General features: G+C 44.6%; 17 protein-coding genes and 1 other RNA gene. 10 read left to right on the plus strand and 8 right to left on the minus strand.

Annotated features, from left to right (window positions below; all coding sequences use genetic code 11):
• Positions 1 to 26 precede the first annotated feature (26 nt).
• Positions 27 to 605 (minus strand): RNA polymerase sigma factor RpoE, encoded by a 579-nt coding sequence (gene rpoE / locus AC3CID_RS13330; protein WP_004735377.1) that lies wholly within the window; start codon positions 603 to 605, stop codon positions 27 to 29.
• 389 nt (positions 606 to 994) lie between these two features.
• Between rpoE and nadB the strand changes: the two genes are divergently transcribed.
• A complete protein-coding gene (gene nadB, locus AC3CID_RS13335; RefSeq protein WP_017084322.1) occupies positions 995 to 2611 on the plus strand; it encodes an L-aspartate oxidase in 1617 nt (538 codons plus the stop codon).
• A gap of 73 nt (positions 2612 to 2684) precedes the next feature.
• Here the strand turns inward: nadB and AC3CID_RS13340 are convergent, their stop codons facing one another.
• The gene (locus AC3CID_RS13340; protein ID WP_488526662.1) at positions 2685 to 3125 is read right to left on the minus strand and encodes a protein YgfX; all 441 of its coding nucleotides are present in this window, start codon (positions 3123 to 3125) and stop codon (positions 2685 to 2687) included.
• Positions 3073 to 3333 carry an FAD assembly factor SdhE gene (locus AC3CID_RS13345; protein WP_004735374.1) on the minus strand — a complete coding sequence of 87 codons (261 nt, stop codon included), beginning with the start codon at positions 3331 to 3333 and terminating at the stop codon, positions 3073 to 3075. The genes AC3CID_RS13340 and AC3CID_RS13345 overlap by 53 nt, the downstream gene beginning before the upstream one ends.
• 167 nt (positions 3334 to 3500) lie before the next feature.
• Between AC3CID_RS13345 and ygfZ the strand changes: the two genes are divergently transcribed.
• The 3 genes from ygfZ (at position 3501) to AC3CID_RS13360 (ending at position 5706) form a co-directional block, all read left to right on the plus strand.
• On the plus strand, positions 3501 to 4472 hold the full coding sequence (gene ygfZ, locus AC3CID_RS13350) for a tRNA-modifying protein YgfZ (RefSeq protein ID WP_054547464.1): 972 nt from the start codon (positions 3501 to 3503) through the stop codon (positions 4470 to 4472).
• Between the two features lie 4 nt (positions 4473 to 4476).
• Complete coding sequence (locus AC3CID_RS13355) at positions 4477 to 4938, plus strand: aminoacyl-tRNA deacylase (protein ID WP_054547646.1); 462 nt, start codon at positions 4477 to 4479, stop codon at positions 4936 to 4938.
• A gap of 561 nt (positions 4939 to 5499) precedes the next feature.
• Entirely contained in the window at positions 5500 to 5706 is a 207-nt protein-coding gene (locus AC3CID_RS13360) for a DUF1107 domain-containing protein (protein ID WP_004735370.1), read from the plus strand.
• A gap of 155 nt (positions 5707 to 5861) precedes the next feature.
• Here the strand turns inward: AC3CID_RS13360 and AC3CID_RS13365 are convergent, their stop codons facing one another.
• Genes AC3CID_RS13365 through AC3CID_RS13375 form a run of 3 tightly spaced genes read right to left on the minus strand, consistent with a single transcriptional unit; the run spans position 5862 to position 8876 of the window.
• Complete coding sequence (locus AC3CID_RS13365) at positions 5862 to 7085, minus strand: FAD-dependent 2-octaprenylphenol hydroxylase (protein WP_488526663.1); 1224 nt, start codon at positions 7083 to 7085, stop codon at positions 5862 to 5864.
• A gap of 12 nt (positions 7086 to 7097) precedes the next feature.
• Positions 7098 to 8276 carry a 2-octaprenyl-6-methoxyphenyl hydroxylase gene (ubiH, locus tag AC3CID_RS13370; protein WP_488526664.1) on the minus strand — a complete coding sequence of 393 codons (1179 nt, stop codon included), beginning with the start codon at positions 8274 to 8276 and terminating at the stop codon, positions 7098 to 7100.
• 24 nt (positions 8277 to 8300) lie between these two features.
• Positions 8301 to 8876, minus strand: coding sequence for a YecA/YgfB family protein (locus tag AC3CID_RS13375; RefSeq protein ID WP_171313212.1), 576 nt, complete (start codon positions 8874 to 8876; stop codon positions 8301 to 8303).
• A 307-nt stretch (positions 8877 to 9183) separates the two neighbouring features.
• Between AC3CID_RS13375 and zapA the strand changes: the two genes are divergently transcribed.
• The 5 genes from zapA to serA all read left to right on the plus strand — a co-directional run bounded on the left by zapA (position 9184) and on the right by serA (position 12542).
• The gene (gene zapA, locus AC3CID_RS13380; protein WP_004735366.1) at positions 9184 to 9492 is read left to right on the plus strand and encodes a cell division protein ZapA; all 309 of its coding nucleotides are present in this window, start codon (positions 9184 to 9186) and stop codon (positions 9490 to 9492) included.
• An 11-nt stretch (positions 9493 to 9503) separates the two neighbouring features.
• A non-coding RNA gene (gene ssrS, locus AC3CID_RS13385) (6S RNA) lies at positions 9504 to 9686 on the plus strand.
• Positions 9687 to 9692: 6 nt separating this feature from the next.
• A complete protein-coding gene (locus AC3CID_RS13390; RefSeq protein ID WP_488526665.1) occupies positions 9693 to 10292 on the plus strand; it encodes a 5-formyltetrahydrofolate cyclo-ligase in 600 nt (199 codons plus the stop codon).
• Positions 10293 to 10394: 102 nt separating this feature from the next.
• On the plus strand, positions 10395 to 11051 hold the full coding sequence (rpiA, locus tag AC3CID_RS13395) for a ribose-5-phosphate isomerase RpiA (RefSeq protein WP_054547459.1): 657 nt from the start codon (positions 10395 to 10397) through the stop codon (positions 11049 to 11051).
• Between the two features lie 261 nt (positions 11052 to 11312).
• Positions 11313 to 12542, plus strand: a complete 1230-nt coding sequence (gene serA, locus AC3CID_RS13400; RefSeq protein ID WP_017077788.1) for a phosphoglycerate dehydrogenase — start codon at positions 11313 to 11315, stop codon at positions 12540 to 12542.
• 120 nt (positions 12543 to 12662) lie between these two features.
• Here serA and AC3CID_RS13405 read toward each other — a convergent pair whose 3' ends face one another.
• Positions 12663 to 13376: an oxidative stress defense protein gene (locus AC3CID_RS13405; RefSeq protein ID WP_054547458.1), complete on the minus strand. Its 714-nt coding sequence runs from the start codon at positions 13374 to 13376 to the stop codon at positions 12663 to 12665.
• Between the two features lie 110 nt (positions 13377 to 13486).
• Positions 13487 to 14383 (minus strand): LysR family transcriptional regulator ArgP, encoded by an 897-nt coding sequence (locus AC3CID_RS13410; protein WP_488526666.1) that lies wholly within the window; start codon positions 14381 to 14383, stop codon positions 13487 to 13489.
• A 142-nt stretch (positions 14384 to 14525) separates the two neighbouring features.
• Here AC3CID_RS13410 and AC3CID_RS13415 point away from each other — a divergent pair, with 142 nt between their 5' ends.
• Positions 14526 to 15155 (plus strand): LysE/ArgO family amino acid transporter, encoded by a 630-nt coding sequence (locus tag AC3CID_RS13415; protein ID WP_479306262.1) that lies wholly within the window; start codon positions 14526 to 14528, stop codon positions 15153 to 15155.
• Positions 15156 to 15193: the final 38 nt, after the last annotated feature.

Genomic DNA, 15193 nt, shown 5'->3' on the forward strand with positions numbered 1-15193 from the left:
TATTTTCACCATAATTATTACAAGTTCTAGCGTTGCAAAAGAGGCTTAATTTTCTTTTCCACCGCTTCACGAGCTCGGAAAATACGCGAACGTACGGTTCCTACAGGGCAATCCATTACTTCTGCAATCTCTTCGTAGCTCAAACCTTCGAGCTCACGCAACGTCATTGCAGTTTTTAAGTCTTCTGGTAGCGCTTCAATCGCTCCAAAAACAACTTGTTTCAATTCGTTTGACAGCGTTAAGTTCTCAGGGTTCGATATTTCTTTTAACGCGCTGCCTGTTTCGTAATATTCTGCATCTTCTGCATCTACATCTGTTGCTGGCGGCCTACGGCTCTGGGCAACGATATGATTTTTAGCGGTGTTCACGGCAATTCGGTACAACCATGTATAGAAGGCACTCTCGCCACGAAAGTTAGGTATCGCGCGGTAAGCTTTAATAAAAGCTTCTTGTGCTACGTCAGGTACATCACCGGAATTATTCACGTATCGAGAGATAAGATTACAAACTTTATTTTGGTACTTAACCACTAGTAAGTTAAAAGCCTGCTTATCTCCACTCTGAACTCGCTCAATCAACACTTGATCGGTTAGCTGCTCGTTCATTCGAGCGGGTACTCCTATTGTTATAACCCTTACCTTCACAGATATGGGTACTAATTATGCGAAATGTAGTATTGACACCACCGTCTACAAGAGCACTATTGTGACTAAGCCAAATACCGAAAGTTCCAACTTTCTTAAAATTATTTGCCATTATTGTTTCACAATGTGATGTAATAAAAATAGCTATCCCTATCAATTTGGGGAAACTTGAGCAAAAGCAATGGTATTGAGCAATTAAATATTTCTAGATAGCTGTCTGTACATTGATTTTGTGTAGCGTTTTAGGATGACTTTGGAAAGATTATAACAGTCTTAGCCAAACTCCTAAAACAAGACAACGTCAATTGAGAGTGGACAACTCGACTATAGCCCGGGATTTAATAAGTTTTATGAACGCAAACCGTGAACATCAGTGTGATGTATTAGTGGTAGGAAGTGGTGCGGCAGGCTTGTCATTAGCCTTACGTGTAGCAGAACATGCAAAAGTAATTGTATTAAGCAAAGGACCACGCAGCGAAGGATCGACGTATTACGCACAAGGTGGTATCGCCGCGGTGTTCGATGAGTCGGACAGTATTGAGTCTCATGTAGAAGATACTCAAATTGCTGGGGCTGGGTTATGCGAAGAAGATACAGTTCAATTCATTGCTGAAAATGCTAAAGAGTGTGTGCAATGGCTGATTGATGGTGGTGTTCCATTTGATAAAGATGAGAACAGCACGGAAGGCCAACCAAAATATCACCTCACTCGTGAGGGTGGCCACAGCCACCGCCGAATTCTGCACGCTGCCGATGCAACTGGCATGGCAATGCAAACCTCACTGCAAGATAACGTCAACAATCACCCCAACATCGAGATCTTCGAGCGCCACAATGCGCTAGATTTGATCACAGAAGATAAGGTTGGTGGTTCGAAAGACAAAGTTATCGGTGCCTACATTTGGAACCGTAACCAAGAACACGTTGAAACCGTGCGTGCTAAATTTGTTGTGTTAGCAACAGGCGGCGCTTCAAAGGTTTACCAATACACCTCTAACCCAGATGTCTCTTCAGGTGATGGTATTGCTATTGCTTGGCGTGCGGGTTGCCGTGTAGCCAACCTTGAGTTCAACCAGTTCCACCCGACTTGCTTGTTCCACCCAGAAGCGCGTAACTTCCTACTGACGGAAGCACTACGTGGTGAAGGTGCCTACCTGCGTCGTCCAGACGGTTCTCGCTTCATGAAGGACTTCGATGAGCGCGGTGAACTGGCTCCGCGTGATGTGGTTGCTCGTGCGATTGACTTCGAAATGAAGCGCCTAGGTGCTGACTGCATGTATGTTGATATCAGCCACAAGCCTGAAGAATTCATCACAACGCATTTCCCAATGATCCATACTCGTTTGATGGATTTAGGGATTGATATGACCAAAGAGCCAATCCCTATCGTACCAGCTGCGCACTATACCTGCGGTGGTGTGATGGTGAATAAGCAAGGTCAAACCGACTTAACTAACTTGTATGCGATTGGTGAAGTGAGTTACACCGGCTTACACGGTGCGAACCGCATGGCGTCAAACTCACTGCTTGAATGTGTAGTGTATGCTTGGGCAGCAGCAAAAGATATCGTTGAAAACATCGACCAATCTCAACTGTGCGCCGAACTGCCTGCATGGGACGAAAGCCAAGTCACCAACAGTGATGAAGAAGTGATCATTCAGCACAACTGGCACGAGCTAAGACTGTTCATGTGGGATTACATGGGTATTGTTCGAACGGACAAACGTCTAGAACGTGCAATGCGCCGTATTCAGATGCTGCAGCAAGAAACTCATGAGTACTACAGCTACTTTAAGGTTTCGAACAACCTATTAGAACTGCGTAACTTGCTACAAGTGGCTGAGCTAATGGTTCGCTGTGCGATGCAACGTAAAGAGAGCCGCGGCTTACACTACACGTTGGATTACCCAGAACTTGCAAAAGACAGTGGCCCAACGATTCTGACGCCAGAGAGAAACCAGTCGTAATCATTATTTGAAAGCTATTAGCTAATCAACTAAACGCAATCAAACGAAAAGGAGCCTAGTGCTCCTTTTTCTTTTATCTCGCGTCCTCATTTACCTCGTGCGATCGTTGTAAGTTCGCCAGAAAGTGGCGATATTCACGCTCACGACAACTATCACGCCAAAGTATTACCGAATGCCCACATTCGAATTTTAGTTTGACGAAAAACTGTGCCCAGATCTTATCAACGGACTTAAGTGTGTAGGATTGGTCATTGAGTCGAATCTCGCCATCTTCTTTATAATCAAAGCATCCATGTGCTGTATTCAAGATTACATGATTGGCTTTAAACAAACGGAACATTAGAGCTAAACAATAGAGGGCAACAACGAGTGGGATAGAAGAAAAGACAATGAAAAACAAAAGGCACCCAAAAACAGTGCCTTTTGCAAATAATGCGGAATATGAAGGTTTAAGCTGAAGCTTAACGAACCTTGCTGAGGTTATGCGCGACAATTTTATCAACCATTGAAGCATGGCCTAGATTTTCACTGCGCCCATGTCCCATAACCCAAGTAAACAAATCTGGGTCATCACACTCAAGTAGAGAAACAAACTCACGCTGTTCCTGCTCTTGCAATGAATCAAAACACTCTTCAAAAAATGGCATGATGACTACATCAAGTTCTAACATGCCACGACGGCAACCCCATTTAATTCGTGCTTTCTGCTCTGCAGTGTACATTGGCTATCCTCACCTATAATTTTTCTTTCTCGGAGTGTAACAAGTCATACGCTCTGCAACTACTATGTGAGTCACAGTCCCTATCTAAGCTCACAAAAAAACCTAGGCTGACAAAGAAACAGAACCGGATTAACATAGAGCCAAATAAAATTCTTAGGAAAGATAAAATGGATTGGAAAAACACATTTCAGCCGCTCGCTCATACGCAAAATGAATCGCTTCCAGAACTGATGATCACACACGTGTCAGACTGGAGCGCAATCACCATGATAGGCGATGACAAAAAGTCGTACCTACAAGGTCAAGTAACGTGCGATGTCGTCACTCTTCCTAATGATGATTCTACATTAGGCGCGCATTGTGATGCGAAAGGAAAGGTTTGGAGTATCTTTCGTTTGTTCCACCACAATGGTGGTTACGCTCTTATGCAGCCTAAATCGGCAATTGAAGTCGAGTTAGTTGAAATCAAGAAATACGCCGTGTTCTCTAAAATTGATATCGAGCAGACGTCTGACGTTGTTATCGGAATCATGGGTACTTCAGCGAACCAATACGTTGATTCGATTGCAGAGGGTCAAGGTAAAGTGCGTGCTATCTCTGGTGGTACAGCCGTTCAAGTCTCAGACAACCGTTGGGCTCTACTTGTTACTCAAGAAGCAGCAGAAGCCTTGGTATCAAGCAGCTCAGCTGAAAAAGTATCAGAAGCGCTTTGGCAGTATCATGAAATTCTTGATGCTCAGCCTAACCTATCAAAAGCAGATCAAAACGAGCACATCCCTCAAGCTCTTAACCTACAAGCGATTGGCGGTATCAGCTTTTCAAAGGGATGCTACACAGGTCAAGAAACGGTTGCTCGTGCCAAGTACCGTGGCATGAACAAGCGTGAGATGCGCATTGTTTCTGGAACGACTTCAGATGTACTGTCTCTTGAAAATACGATTGAACTAGAACGCAGCGTGGGTGAAAACTGGCGTGGTGCAGGCCGACTATTAAACGTCTATCAATTTGCTAATAACCAAGCGATTGGTTTGATGGTACTGCCAAACAACCTTGATGACGATGTTCAGCTTCGACTGACCGCGCAACCTGATCAAACATGGAATATCCTGCCACTGCCTTACAGCCTTGACGACGAGTAACCACGTGGAAACACTGATTACACGATGGCTGGATCAACAGCAGGTGAACTATCGCCTGCTGATGCAAAGTAAACCAACCACCAGCATCGAAGAGACAGCTCAAGAGCGAGGCATCGACGCCTCTCAAATGGTGAAGTGTATCCTGCTCAAGGATATGGGCAACCAATATGCGTTGGCCTGTACTGCTGGAGATCGCTCTGTCGACCCCAAGAAAGTACGCTCGGTACTGAATTGCCGTCGAATGACCTGTGTATCACTCGCTGATGTTGAAACGATCACAGGCTTTAAGGCTGGATGTGTTGGCCCTCTTGCTCTAAAGAGATACATGCCGATCATTTTTGATCCTTCAATTCAAAAAAACTCGACGGTTACTATTAGCTCGGGTGATCGAATGGCTGGTATTGCGCTGGATCCCAATGATCTTATGACCCTTTGCGCACCAATCGTTGCTGACATCAGTCGATGACCTTTTCGATCGAGTCATCGTTCGCAAACTTAAGTACAAATTTTCATTGAATACATTTTTAGTGTGAAGTTCGTCATAAGAAGAACATACCAATAATAAATAGTTACTCAAAATAAAGGCATAAGTAGTCACAAGGGCGAATTTACGTTATTGTAAATTTACTGACTCGCTTTTAAGCAAATCAGTACAAGTGAATCCACTGAGTAACATCAGTATCCACTTTTGTGTAATGCATCTGTGACTATTCGCCCGTTTTAGACGGGCTTTTTTTTGTCAAAAATTTACAATTTGATTACACAAACAAAAAAATCCCGCCTATTCTTATACTTGTAACATTATCACTGCTTAATACCGAACAGGAAAGTTCACAGCAGTTCACTACTCAGTATTATTTTGGGGAGGAGCTCACGTAAAAATAGATATTTACTGAAGAAAGTGCTTAGAACAGCACAAATATCTAATTCACGTCAACTCTACTGCATATTACTCCATGCTTATCACAATTATTATCTCGGAGTTTTTCTATAATATGCAGGCTAGGTAAATATAAGGATAATTAAAATGAGACTGTTTAAGCGCTATACACCGAGTATGATTGCTAAACATGTAAGTCGACTTTTCAAAGGACGAATCTACATTTACGGCGTAGGCAAATTTGAGTTTGATAACGGTAAACTCGTGCTGCCAGACCGAGCAGAAAGGCGTCACTTTCAAACGGTAAAAGAAATAAATAGTGAAATCATGAAACTGCGCTGCGCATACGCATGACCTGATTCTCTACAGAATTAAAAACAAAAAGGGTTGGCATAATGCCAACCCTTTTTTCGTGTTCAGATTGAGTCAATGGCAATCAGCTGCAGCTGCTGACCATCAACAACGGCTCACCCGTGCGCGACTATTGATTTGCGATTGTTGATTCACGATTATTGGTGCGTAACTGGACGCTTGGCTAGATCAGGAAGATTGCCTGACAAACCCAGTGCTCGCTTCATGATCTCATCTTTCGCCCCCGGTAATTGGCCCGCGAGCTTCATACCGATGCCACGAATCAGCTTCTTGGCTGAGTTATCGCCTTCAAACAGATCTTTAAAGCCCTGCATTGAAGCAATCATCTTCGCCGCCTCAGCTTTTCTCCAGCGTTCATAGCCACGAAGGTTACGTTTAGTACCAATGTCCTCGCCAGCAGCCCATAGCGTTAACAGCTCTTGCGCTAAGCTTGCTGCGTCTAATAGGCCAAGGTTCACGCCTTGCCCTGCTAACGGATGAATCGTATGAGCAGCATCACCAACCAAAGCCACACGCTCCACCGCAAAGTCACGTGCATAGCGCATGCGCAGTGGGAAGGCAAAACGGTCACCAACCACTTCGCATAATCCAAGCTTTGAGTCGAACTCTGCCGTTAGCTGCTTATTAAAATCAGCATCCGACATGGATACAAGCTTCTCGGCACGATTAGGCTCCGTAGACCAAACTATCGAACTCATGTGGCTTGGCTGCATTGGTAGGAATGCCAATGGCCCTTGTGGTGTGAATATCTGACGAGCAACGCTGTGATGCGGCTCTGTGGTCTTGATATTCGCGACAATCGCACTATGGCCGTAATCCCAATGTGTTAGTGGGATATCTTGCTGTTTGCGAACCCAAGAGTTTGCACCGTCAGCTCCAACAACCAACTTAGCGGTCAGCGCTTGACCATTGTCTAGCGTTAACCATGCTTCGCTCTCACCAATCGCCATCGTTTTGCACGTAGCTGGCATGTATAGGCTGACATTATCTTGCTTCTTCACCTGTTCAAGCAGTGCGAGTTGAATCACACGGTTTTCAACAATATGACCGAGATTCGGCTGAGCCAAACGTGTCGAGTCAAACTCAATACGAGCAAAGCTATCTTGTTCCCACACCTCCATCGCTTGGTAAGGTGCCGCACGTCTTTGTTCAATGCCTTGCCATGCGCCTAAGTTACGAAGAATCACTTCACTAGAGCGGCTCAATGCCGACACACGCACATCAGGCAATTCGCTAAGCCCTTCACTGGGTGCCCTGCCTTCAATGACGGCTATTCTTAGGTCACTGTCTTTCAACGCAGCAGCAAGCGCTAGGCCAACCATGCCTCCACCAACAATCGCGATATCAACACTTTGCATCATTATTTTTCTACCTTATCTTTCTACTAGGCCAAGCGTATGACGCAAAAGTGGACCTTTAAGTGGTGGAAGGTTATCAATTACGGCTAACCCAAGATTACGCCCAATGCGAGCGGTCAAAAAATCGTTTGAGAATAAATGGACTAGGCTTGATGTCAGCGTAATCGTCGTGTCTCTATCTTGTTCTCTACGCTTTCTAAAGTTAACAAGACCATTGTAACGCCCAACATCATCGAGTTGGGTACACAACTCTTCCGCCAAGGAAGCCACATCACGGATGCCAAGATTAAAACCTTGTCCTGCAATTGGGTGAAGCGTTTGAGCGGCATTACCAATAATCGCAAATCGATGAGAGATATTTTGCTGACGATGACGAAGAATCAGTGGGTAACTGGCACGCTTGCCTACCTTCTCGAGTCTGCCAAGTCGCCAACCAAAGTCACTCTGCAACTGCTCAAGAAATTCGTTGTCGTTTAGCGTCACCACTTTTTGCGCTTGCTCCGGTGACAAACACCAAACCAGCGACAAACGGTTGTCACTCATCGGTAAGAGAGCGACTGGCCCATGATGAGTAAAACGCTCAAATGCTCGACCTTGATGAGGTTCGCTCGCCACGATATTGGCAATCACAGCAACTTGTTCAAAGTCATGCTCACTCAATGAGATATTGAGTTGCTTGCAACAGGTTGAGATAGCGCCATCGGCAGCGACCAATAACTTAGTTGTTACTGTTTGCCCACTTGTCAGTTCAATCGTCGTTTGCAACTCTTCACGTTCGACTTTACTGACAGACTCAGGGCAAAACATCGTAATTGCAGCTTCGGATTCAAGCTTCTGCTGATAGATTCGACCCACATCCGCCAACTCCACCACATAGCCAAGCGCATCAACAGCAAGCTCTTCACTGTAGATGTCCGTCATTCCGGCATGCCCTCTATCCGATACATAGATATCTTTAATCGGGGTTGCTACCGGTGCGATAGATTGCCACAAATGCAAAGAATCAAGGATCTGCACCGTGCCATAAGACAAAGCGATCGAACGAGAATCAAAACCAGGGTGAGCTTGATGATCAACCTGATAAGGCTCTACTACCGCGATCGATAGTGAACCTTGACTGAGGTGATTCAGAGCAAGGGCTAAGGTCGCCCCTGCCATTGCGCCACCAGCAATTACAACATCATACTGAGCCATTATAACCTCAAACCGACAAGCGGATTAATGAATGGTTGGAGCTGCATCTGCAGATGGGCGAGCACCGAATTCAGCATGAATCGTTAGTGCACACGCTTTTACGTGTTCAATAACGTGCTCTAGAAGCTGCGCCTGCTCTTCCATATCATCTTCTTCATCAATACCCAGCTTTGCCATCTCTTCAAGATCAGCCAAAGCTTCTTTGGTACCGTCAGAGGCTTTATTCAATTGAGCGCCAACCAAGCCTAAGCCAGAAATGAAGTGGTTAATCCAATCAGACACACCGTCCGCAAGATCAAACAGGCTTGCGCTTGCGTCTTCGTCCGGCAACAACATAGACAGCTCCATGCCTGAACCTGTGATTTCGCTGGTCGTTACTTTTAGCGTTGCTTCCGCAAGCGTTAATGCGCGATCTGGCCAGCCCATACCTTCATTGGTGTAATCAAAGATCAGTGGTTGCCAGCTTTTATCTGCCAGGTTTAAGCCTCCGCTCAACATACCCGTTAATAAACCATGCATCTCAGCAGGGTTTACGGCTAGGCTTGCCGATTGAAGTTCAGTCGCAACCGTTAGGTAGTCAGGTAAAGTAGTTTCGCTCATCAGATAGCTCGCTCAGTTATTCTTTATATCGATAGTATAATCGTACCACTTCACCCCAATTCTGATAAGCATCGATCCTGAGCAATTGAAGGATGACTGACTACCAATTGTTCAATTTGCTGAATTACTGTGTGCTCAAGCTCTCATTTACAAACAGTCACTCTGAAAAGCTTGAATCTTAATAGCGGTTTACCTATAGTTTCTCCCTCAGAGGAGATTGCTTCCTCATCGGTACTTGCACTTTTTCTTTGTAAAAATATGATAAAGGGCAACAGCCTTAAATAGTGCGTTAAAGAGTTCATCCATCATGAGTAATCAAGCGGTAGACGTTGAAATATTAGGAAAACTGACTCGAGTGAATTGTCCCCCAGGGCAAGAAGAGTCATTGATTGCAGCGGCGGCCGATCTTGATAATCGATTGAAAGAGATGGCTGAACGTACTAAGGTAACCAATGAAGTGAAGCTGCTAACGATCGCAGCTCTGAACATTTGCTATGAATTACAAACCAAGAAGTTTGAAGCAAATGATGAACAAAACGCACTGACCGAGCGAATGGAACAGCTCACGACATCACTTTCAGATGTCCTCAGTAAAGTTAAGCACGGACAGCAATAGCGTACACAAAATTTACCCTGGAGTGTTTGTCAGAGGATTCACGTCCCCGAGCCGATAAGCAATCCCTAAGGGTTAGTACTTGAGTGCTATTGAGCATGCTCGGTCCGCCGAGAAGCCTACGGTAATCATTGCTGATCCGCCTTGAACTCGCTGGTTCAAGGGCCATCTATTCTCAACGGCACTTTGGGGTATCCCTTCTTATGAAGACGCTCACACGCAGCGAATTTCGCAAACAGATCCGTATCAAACGCAATGCCTTATCTGGCGACCAACAAACTCAATCCGGTATAGACTTAGTTAAACAGTGCTCTCAGCTTGATGAGATTCAGTCAGCTCAACATATCGCCCTCTATATTTCCATTGATGGCGAACTCGATACCCAGCCTTTAATTGAATGGTTATGGGCGCAAGGCAAGCAAACTTATTTACCAGTATTACACCCCTTCTCTGCCGGACATTTGCTGTTTCTGCATTACTCACCAACCACACCCACTGTTTTGAATAAGTACGGCATTGTCGAACCTCAGCTCAATCAGATGCTGGTTAAACCTTGTCAGCAACTCGACGTCATTCTGACTCCCCTTGTAGGCTTTGACTCTCAAGGGCATCGCTTAGGCATGGGCGGCGGATATTACGATCGTACCTTGGTTCGATGGTTTGAGACTGGTGAAGGCGCAACGCCAATTGGTTTAGCTCATGATTGCCAGCATGTCGATACACTGCCAATTGAAGAGTGGGACATTCCGTTACCTAAAATCGTGACTCCGAGTAAGACTTGGCAATGGGAAAACAGCCATTAAAGCGCTATAATCGCGCCGCAAACGTTAACCTCGATATCCAAACGTTAACTTCAATACGCGAACGATTAATTCAAAGCGCAAGACCTTATTCAGGAGAATGGCATGACTCAAGATGAAATGAAAAAAGCAGCTGGCTGGGCAGCACTTCAATATGTTGAAGAAGGCAGCATTGTAGGTGTAGGTACTGGCTCTACAGTAAATCACTTCATCGACGCACTAGGCACAATGAAAGAAAAAATCAAAGGTGCGGTTTCAAGCTCTGTAGCCTCTACTGAAAAACTAGAAGCGCTAGAAATCAAAGTATTTGAGTGTAATGACGTATTCAAGTTAGACATCTATGTTGATGGCGCAGATGAGATCAACGGTTCACGCGACATGATCAAAGGCGGCGGTGCTGCTTTGACTCGTGAAAAAATCGTAGCGGCTATCTCTGATAAGTTTATTTGTATTGTTGACGGTACTAAAGCCGTTGATGTGTTGGGTAAATTCCCATTGCCTGTTGAAGTTATCCCGATGGCACGTTCATATGTTGCACGTGAACTAGTAAAGCTTGGTGGTGACCCAGTTTACCGCGAAGGTTGCACCACTGATAATGGCAACGTGATCCTAGATGTATACGGCATGGCGATCGAAAACCCAAAACAATTAGAAGATATCATCAACGGTATCGCTGGTGTGGTTACGGTTGGTCTATTTGCTCACCGTGGTGCTGATGTGGTTATCACAGGCACACCTGAAGGTGCAAAAATTGAAGAATAAATAATAGAAGATTGAGTTTTTCTGTTACTTCATTACATACGGTGCCCAAGGGCGCCGTTTTTTTTGCTTTTCGCCCGTAAAATTATGTCTTATTCCGTAATTTTCTTACCCAAAACATTTTTTTTTTGTTACTTTATTGTTCAGAAGACGCACAGGGAAAACGTTTGTCTCCTGACAAAATGGTGAATAAGTTCCTCTTTTAGCCGTTTTGTAGCACGTGCGCCGCATTTGCCCAACCTTTCCATTTTAAGGACGAGAACAATGGCCAAAGTTTCACTGGAAAAAGAAAAAATTAAAATTCTACTTCTAGAGGGTCTTCACCCTTCTTCTGTAGAAGTACTGCAAGCCGCTGGTTACACAAACATTGAGTACCATAAAGGCTCACTACCTGAAGATGAACTTCTTGAAGCAGTGAAAGATGCTCATTTCATTGGTATCCGTTCTCGCACCAACATCTCCCAAGAAGTTATTGATGCAGCTGAAAAGCTAGTTGCAGTCGGTTGTTTCTGTATTGGTACTAACCAGGTTAACCTTCAAGCGGCAGCAAAACGCGGTATCCCTGTTTTCAATGCACCGTTCTCAAATACTCGAAGCGTTGCTGAGCTAGTTCTTGGTCAAGTTCTATTGCTACTACGCGGTATCCCAGAGAAGAATGCTCTTGCTCACCGTGGTATCTGGAAAAAGAGTGCTGACAACTCTTACGAAGCTCGTGGTAAGCGTTTAGGTATTATTGGCTACGGTCACATTGGTACTCAGCTAGGTATTATTGCTGAAAACCTGGGTATGCGAGTTTACTTTTACGATATCGAAAACAAACTGTCTTTGGGTAACGCAACTCAAGTTCACACTATGACTGACTTGCTGAACAAGTGTGACGTGATCTCTTTGCACGTACCTGAAACCAATGAAACGAAGAACATGATGGGTAAAGAAGAGTTCGAGCGCATGAAGCCTGGTTCTATCTTTATCAATGCAGCACGTGGCACGGTAGTAGATATCCCAGCTCTGTGCGGCGCTCTAGATTCTGGTCACCTTTCAGGTGCAGCAATCGATGTATTCCCAACGGAACCAAAAACCAATGCTGACCCATTTGAGTCACCATTGATGCAGTTCGATAACGTGATCCTAACGCCTCACGTGGGTGGTTCAACACAGGAAGCACAAGAGAACATCGGTGTAGAAGTTGCAGGTAAGCTTGCTAAGTACTCTGATAATGGCTCAACGCTATCCAGTGTTAACTTCCCTGAAGTATCATTACCATTGCATACAGGTGCTTCTCGCCTGCTACACATTCACGAAAACCGTCCGGGTATCCTAACTCAAATTAACACCATCTTCGCAGAGGAAGGGATTAACATCGCAGGTCAGTACTTACAAACTGCAGCAGATATGGGTTATGTGGTTATCGACGTGGAAGCGAATCGTTCAGAAGAAGCTCTGCTTAAACTGAAAGAGATCGAAGGCACCATTCGTGCTCGTTTACTTCACTAATCATCGAATTAGATCATAAGTAAAAATAGAAAAGGCTCTCGTAATGAGAGCCTTTTTAGTATTTGGTCTACTGTAGGTAAATAGATCATGATGATCTAATCCCTTCCTGAGGTATGTTCACTACTCTTCTAGTTGGTAGATCACATTCACTCGATCACGAATGGTGATCGTCGAATCTTCATAAGAATTCGACTCGGTTCTCGCATCCATTGCCATTGAACGCATCAATACAGGCTGAGAAGATTGTGCGTTGTAATCTATGCGCCAGACATCACCTAACTCGCGCTCAAAACCGCTCGCTAATGATTTAGCTTTTGATGTCGCATCTTTAATGGCCTCCAAGCGCGCTTGCTCCTGATACTTAGCTTGGTCACGAACCTGAAGTTGGATATTATCGATCTGGTTAATACCCTGCCCGATGGCAATATCCATGTAGTCATTTAAGTTGGCTAGCTCATTCACTTGAACGGTCACATTACGTGACGCACGGTAACCAACCAGTTCAGGTTTACCATTTTTCGGGTAATGATATTGAGGAGATAAATACAGGTTAGAGCTGTGTACACTCGCCTCATCAACACCCGCTTGATGTAGCTTATTTAGAAAGCCAGTCACCACTTTATCAACGGTATTTTTAGCCTGCTCAGCAGTCATCGTCGATTCCACGACTCTAACTGAAAATGTCGCCATGTCTGGTGTCGCGATCACTTCACCATAGCCTGTCGTTGAAATATGCGGAAAAGATGGCGAGTCAGCCAATGATGGAAAACTCACAGCACTCAATGCTGCAGTAAGAGTAAGAGACGTTGCTAACATCTTTGGTACAAACTTCATTAGGTAGACCTATGCTGAAAAAATGTTCTTTTATCATAGAGCAATTTGTCACATAACCAATCCCGCGACAGGACTTCTAACACAACTTTGACGCTGCAAAAACCAACAGCTTACTGAGGTAAGTGGTTGTGGGCATAATTTAATATCGCTTGAGATATCTCTTTTAATACCCCGCTCTCTAATTGCCAATGGTGCCAATAGATTCGGTAAGACAATAAAAAGCCGGGCGTAATATCAATCAAAGCACCAGACTCTAGCTCCTCGATAATCTGCAATCGAGGAATCAAACAGTAGGCAACGCCCGACAATGCCAAGCGTACAAATGCTTCTGAACTACCGACAGTATGATTGATCACGCTATCTCTCGGGACGTTAAAATGATCATGCAAAAATTTCTTATGCAGATCATCGTATTGGTCGTACGAAACCGCTGGGGCTTTGGTTAGTGTCGAATAGTTCACTCCATCAGAGAAGTAACGTTGATGGAAGCTAGGGTTCGCCACACACACATAATCCATTCTTCCAAGATAGTCCGCACTGCAACCCGGAATAGGTTGAGGTTCGAGGCTGATAGCCCCAGCAACCTCACCACTTTTAATCTTCTCAATGGTTCTTGATTCACCATGAATCGCGAGGTTAAACTCAACTTGACGTGAATTCATCACATCAGATAACGCAGGAAGTAACCATGTCGCCAAGCTATCAGCATTGGTCGCAATAGACAGAGAAAGAGGTTGAGCTCCCTCTTCGTTCATTAACTCTGGGACAAGCTCGTGCTCTAACAAGCGAACACGACGATACAAACCCAACAGTTTTTTTCCTGCTGGTGTTGGCCTTGGTGGGCTCTCTCTTACCAGAGCAGGCTGTGCTAACCATTTTTCCAGCTGTTTGATGCGTTGAGACACCGCAGACTGGGAGATATATAACTGCTCGGCTGCCCTTTCAAAACTGCGTTGTTTCACCACCGCGTCCAGTGCTTCTATCCATTTATAATCCAATCCACGCATCAACTTGCTTCCTTTTTGACCTAACTACCGCCAACATTAGCAACTCTAATAATAGATTAAAATCATTAATTATACTTATTTAAAGTGTCAGAGTATCTTCGCCATATAGCACGTAAATATCGTTAATTAAGTGGAGGTTGAAATGAATTTTTGGGTTTTATTACAAGGTTTTGGTCTAGGGGCGAGCATGATCATCCCTATTGGCGCTCAGAACGCGTACGTCTTAAATCAAGGGATTAAACGCAATCACCACCTAACCACAGCGACGATTTGTAGCCTACTCGATACCTTGTTCATTTCATTGGGTATCTTTGGTGGCGGAGCGATCCTGTCGCAAAATGAATTACTGCTCACCTCAGTGACACTGGGTGGTATCGCATTCCTAACCGTTTATGGTTTCTTGTCACTGCGCAGTGCGTTCAGAACACATATTAGTGATGAATCAAAGGGTGAGATACTGGCTCGCGGTAAGCGCACCGTTGTTTTAGGTGCATTGGCAGTAACCGTATTAAACCCGCATCTTTATTTAGATACTGTAGTGATTCTTGGATCCATAGGCGGGCAGTTTGAAGGCAACGATAGAATAGCTTTTGCTATGGGGACTATCTTAGCTTCATTCGTGTGGTTTTACTCTTTGTCATTAGGTGCTGCAAAGCTAGGCCCAACACTATCGAAACCCAAAGTTAAGAAAGGCATCGATATCGCGGTAGCAACCATGATGTTCGCTATTGCACTTGTACTCGCCAATGGACTCATTGAGCAGTACGGCTAAATCCGTTCATATTGAGTCATCCACAAACTTAACTCATC

The sequence above is a fragment of the Vibrio sp. QJM3NY_21 genome (assembly GCF_057785975.1).

Excerpts from the sequence above, each read along its gene's own strand:
- rpoE (WP_004735377.1), bottom strand. The coding sequence starts at position 605 with ATGAACGAGCAGCTAACCGATCAAGTGTTGATTGAGCGAGTTCAGAGT.
- nadB (WP_017084322.1), top strand. The coding sequence starts at position 995 with ATGAACGCAAACCGTGAACATCAGTGTGATGTATTAGTGGTAGGAAGT.
- AC3CID_RS13340 (WP_488526662.1), bottom strand. The coding sequence starts at position 3,125 with ATGCTTCAATGGTTGATAAAATTGTCGCGCATAACCTCAGCAAGGTTC.
- AC3CID_RS13345 (WP_004735374.1), bottom strand. The coding sequence starts at position 3,333 with ATGTACACTGCAGAGCAGAAAGCACGAATTAAATGGGGTTGCCGTCGT.
- ygfZ (WP_054547464.1), top strand. The coding sequence starts at position 3,501 with ATGGATTGGAAAAACACATTTCAGCCGCTCGCTCATACGCAAAATGAA.
- AC3CID_RS13360 (WP_004735370.1), top strand. The coding sequence starts at position 5,500 with ATGAGACTGTTTAAGCGCTATACACCGAGTATGATTGCTAAACATGTA.
- AC3CID_RS13365 (WP_488526663.1), bottom strand. The coding sequence starts at position 7,085 with ATGATGCAAAGTGTTGATATCGCGATTGTTGGTGGAGGCATGGTTGGC.
- ubiH (WP_488526664.1), bottom strand. The coding sequence starts at position 8,276 with ATGGCTCAGTATGATGTTGTAATTGCTGGTGGCGCAATGGCAGGGGCG.
- AC3CID_RS13375 (WP_171313212.1), bottom strand. The coding sequence starts at position 8,876 with ATGAGCGAAACTACTTTACCTGACTACCTAACGGTTGCGACTGAACTT.
- zapA (WP_004735366.1), top strand. The coding sequence starts at position 9,184 with ATGAGTAATCAAGCGGTAGACGTTGAAATATTAGGAAAACTGACTCGA.
- AC3CID_RS13390 (WP_488526665.1), top strand. The coding sequence starts at position 9,693 with ATGAAGACGCTCACACGCAGCGAATTTCGCAAACAGATCCGTATCAAA.
- rpiA (WP_054547459.1), top strand. The coding sequence starts at position 10,395 with ATGACTCAAGATGAAATGAAAAAAGCAGCTGGCTGGGCAGCACTTCAA.
- serA (WP_017077788.1), top strand. The coding sequence starts at position 11,313 with ATGGCCAAAGTTTCACTGGAAAAAGAAAAAATTAAAATTCTACTTCTA.
- AC3CID_RS13405 (WP_054547458.1), bottom strand. The coding sequence starts at position 13,376 with ATGAAGTTTGTACCAAAGATGTTAGCAACGTCTCTTACTCTTACTGCA.
- AC3CID_RS13410 (WP_488526666.1), bottom strand. The coding sequence starts at position 14,383 with ATGCGTGGATTGGATTATAAATGGATAGAAGCACTGGACGCGGTGGTG.
- AC3CID_RS13415 (WP_479306262.1), top strand. The coding sequence starts at position 14,526 with ATGAATTTTTGGGTTTTATTACAAGGTTTTGGTCTAGGGGCGAGCATG.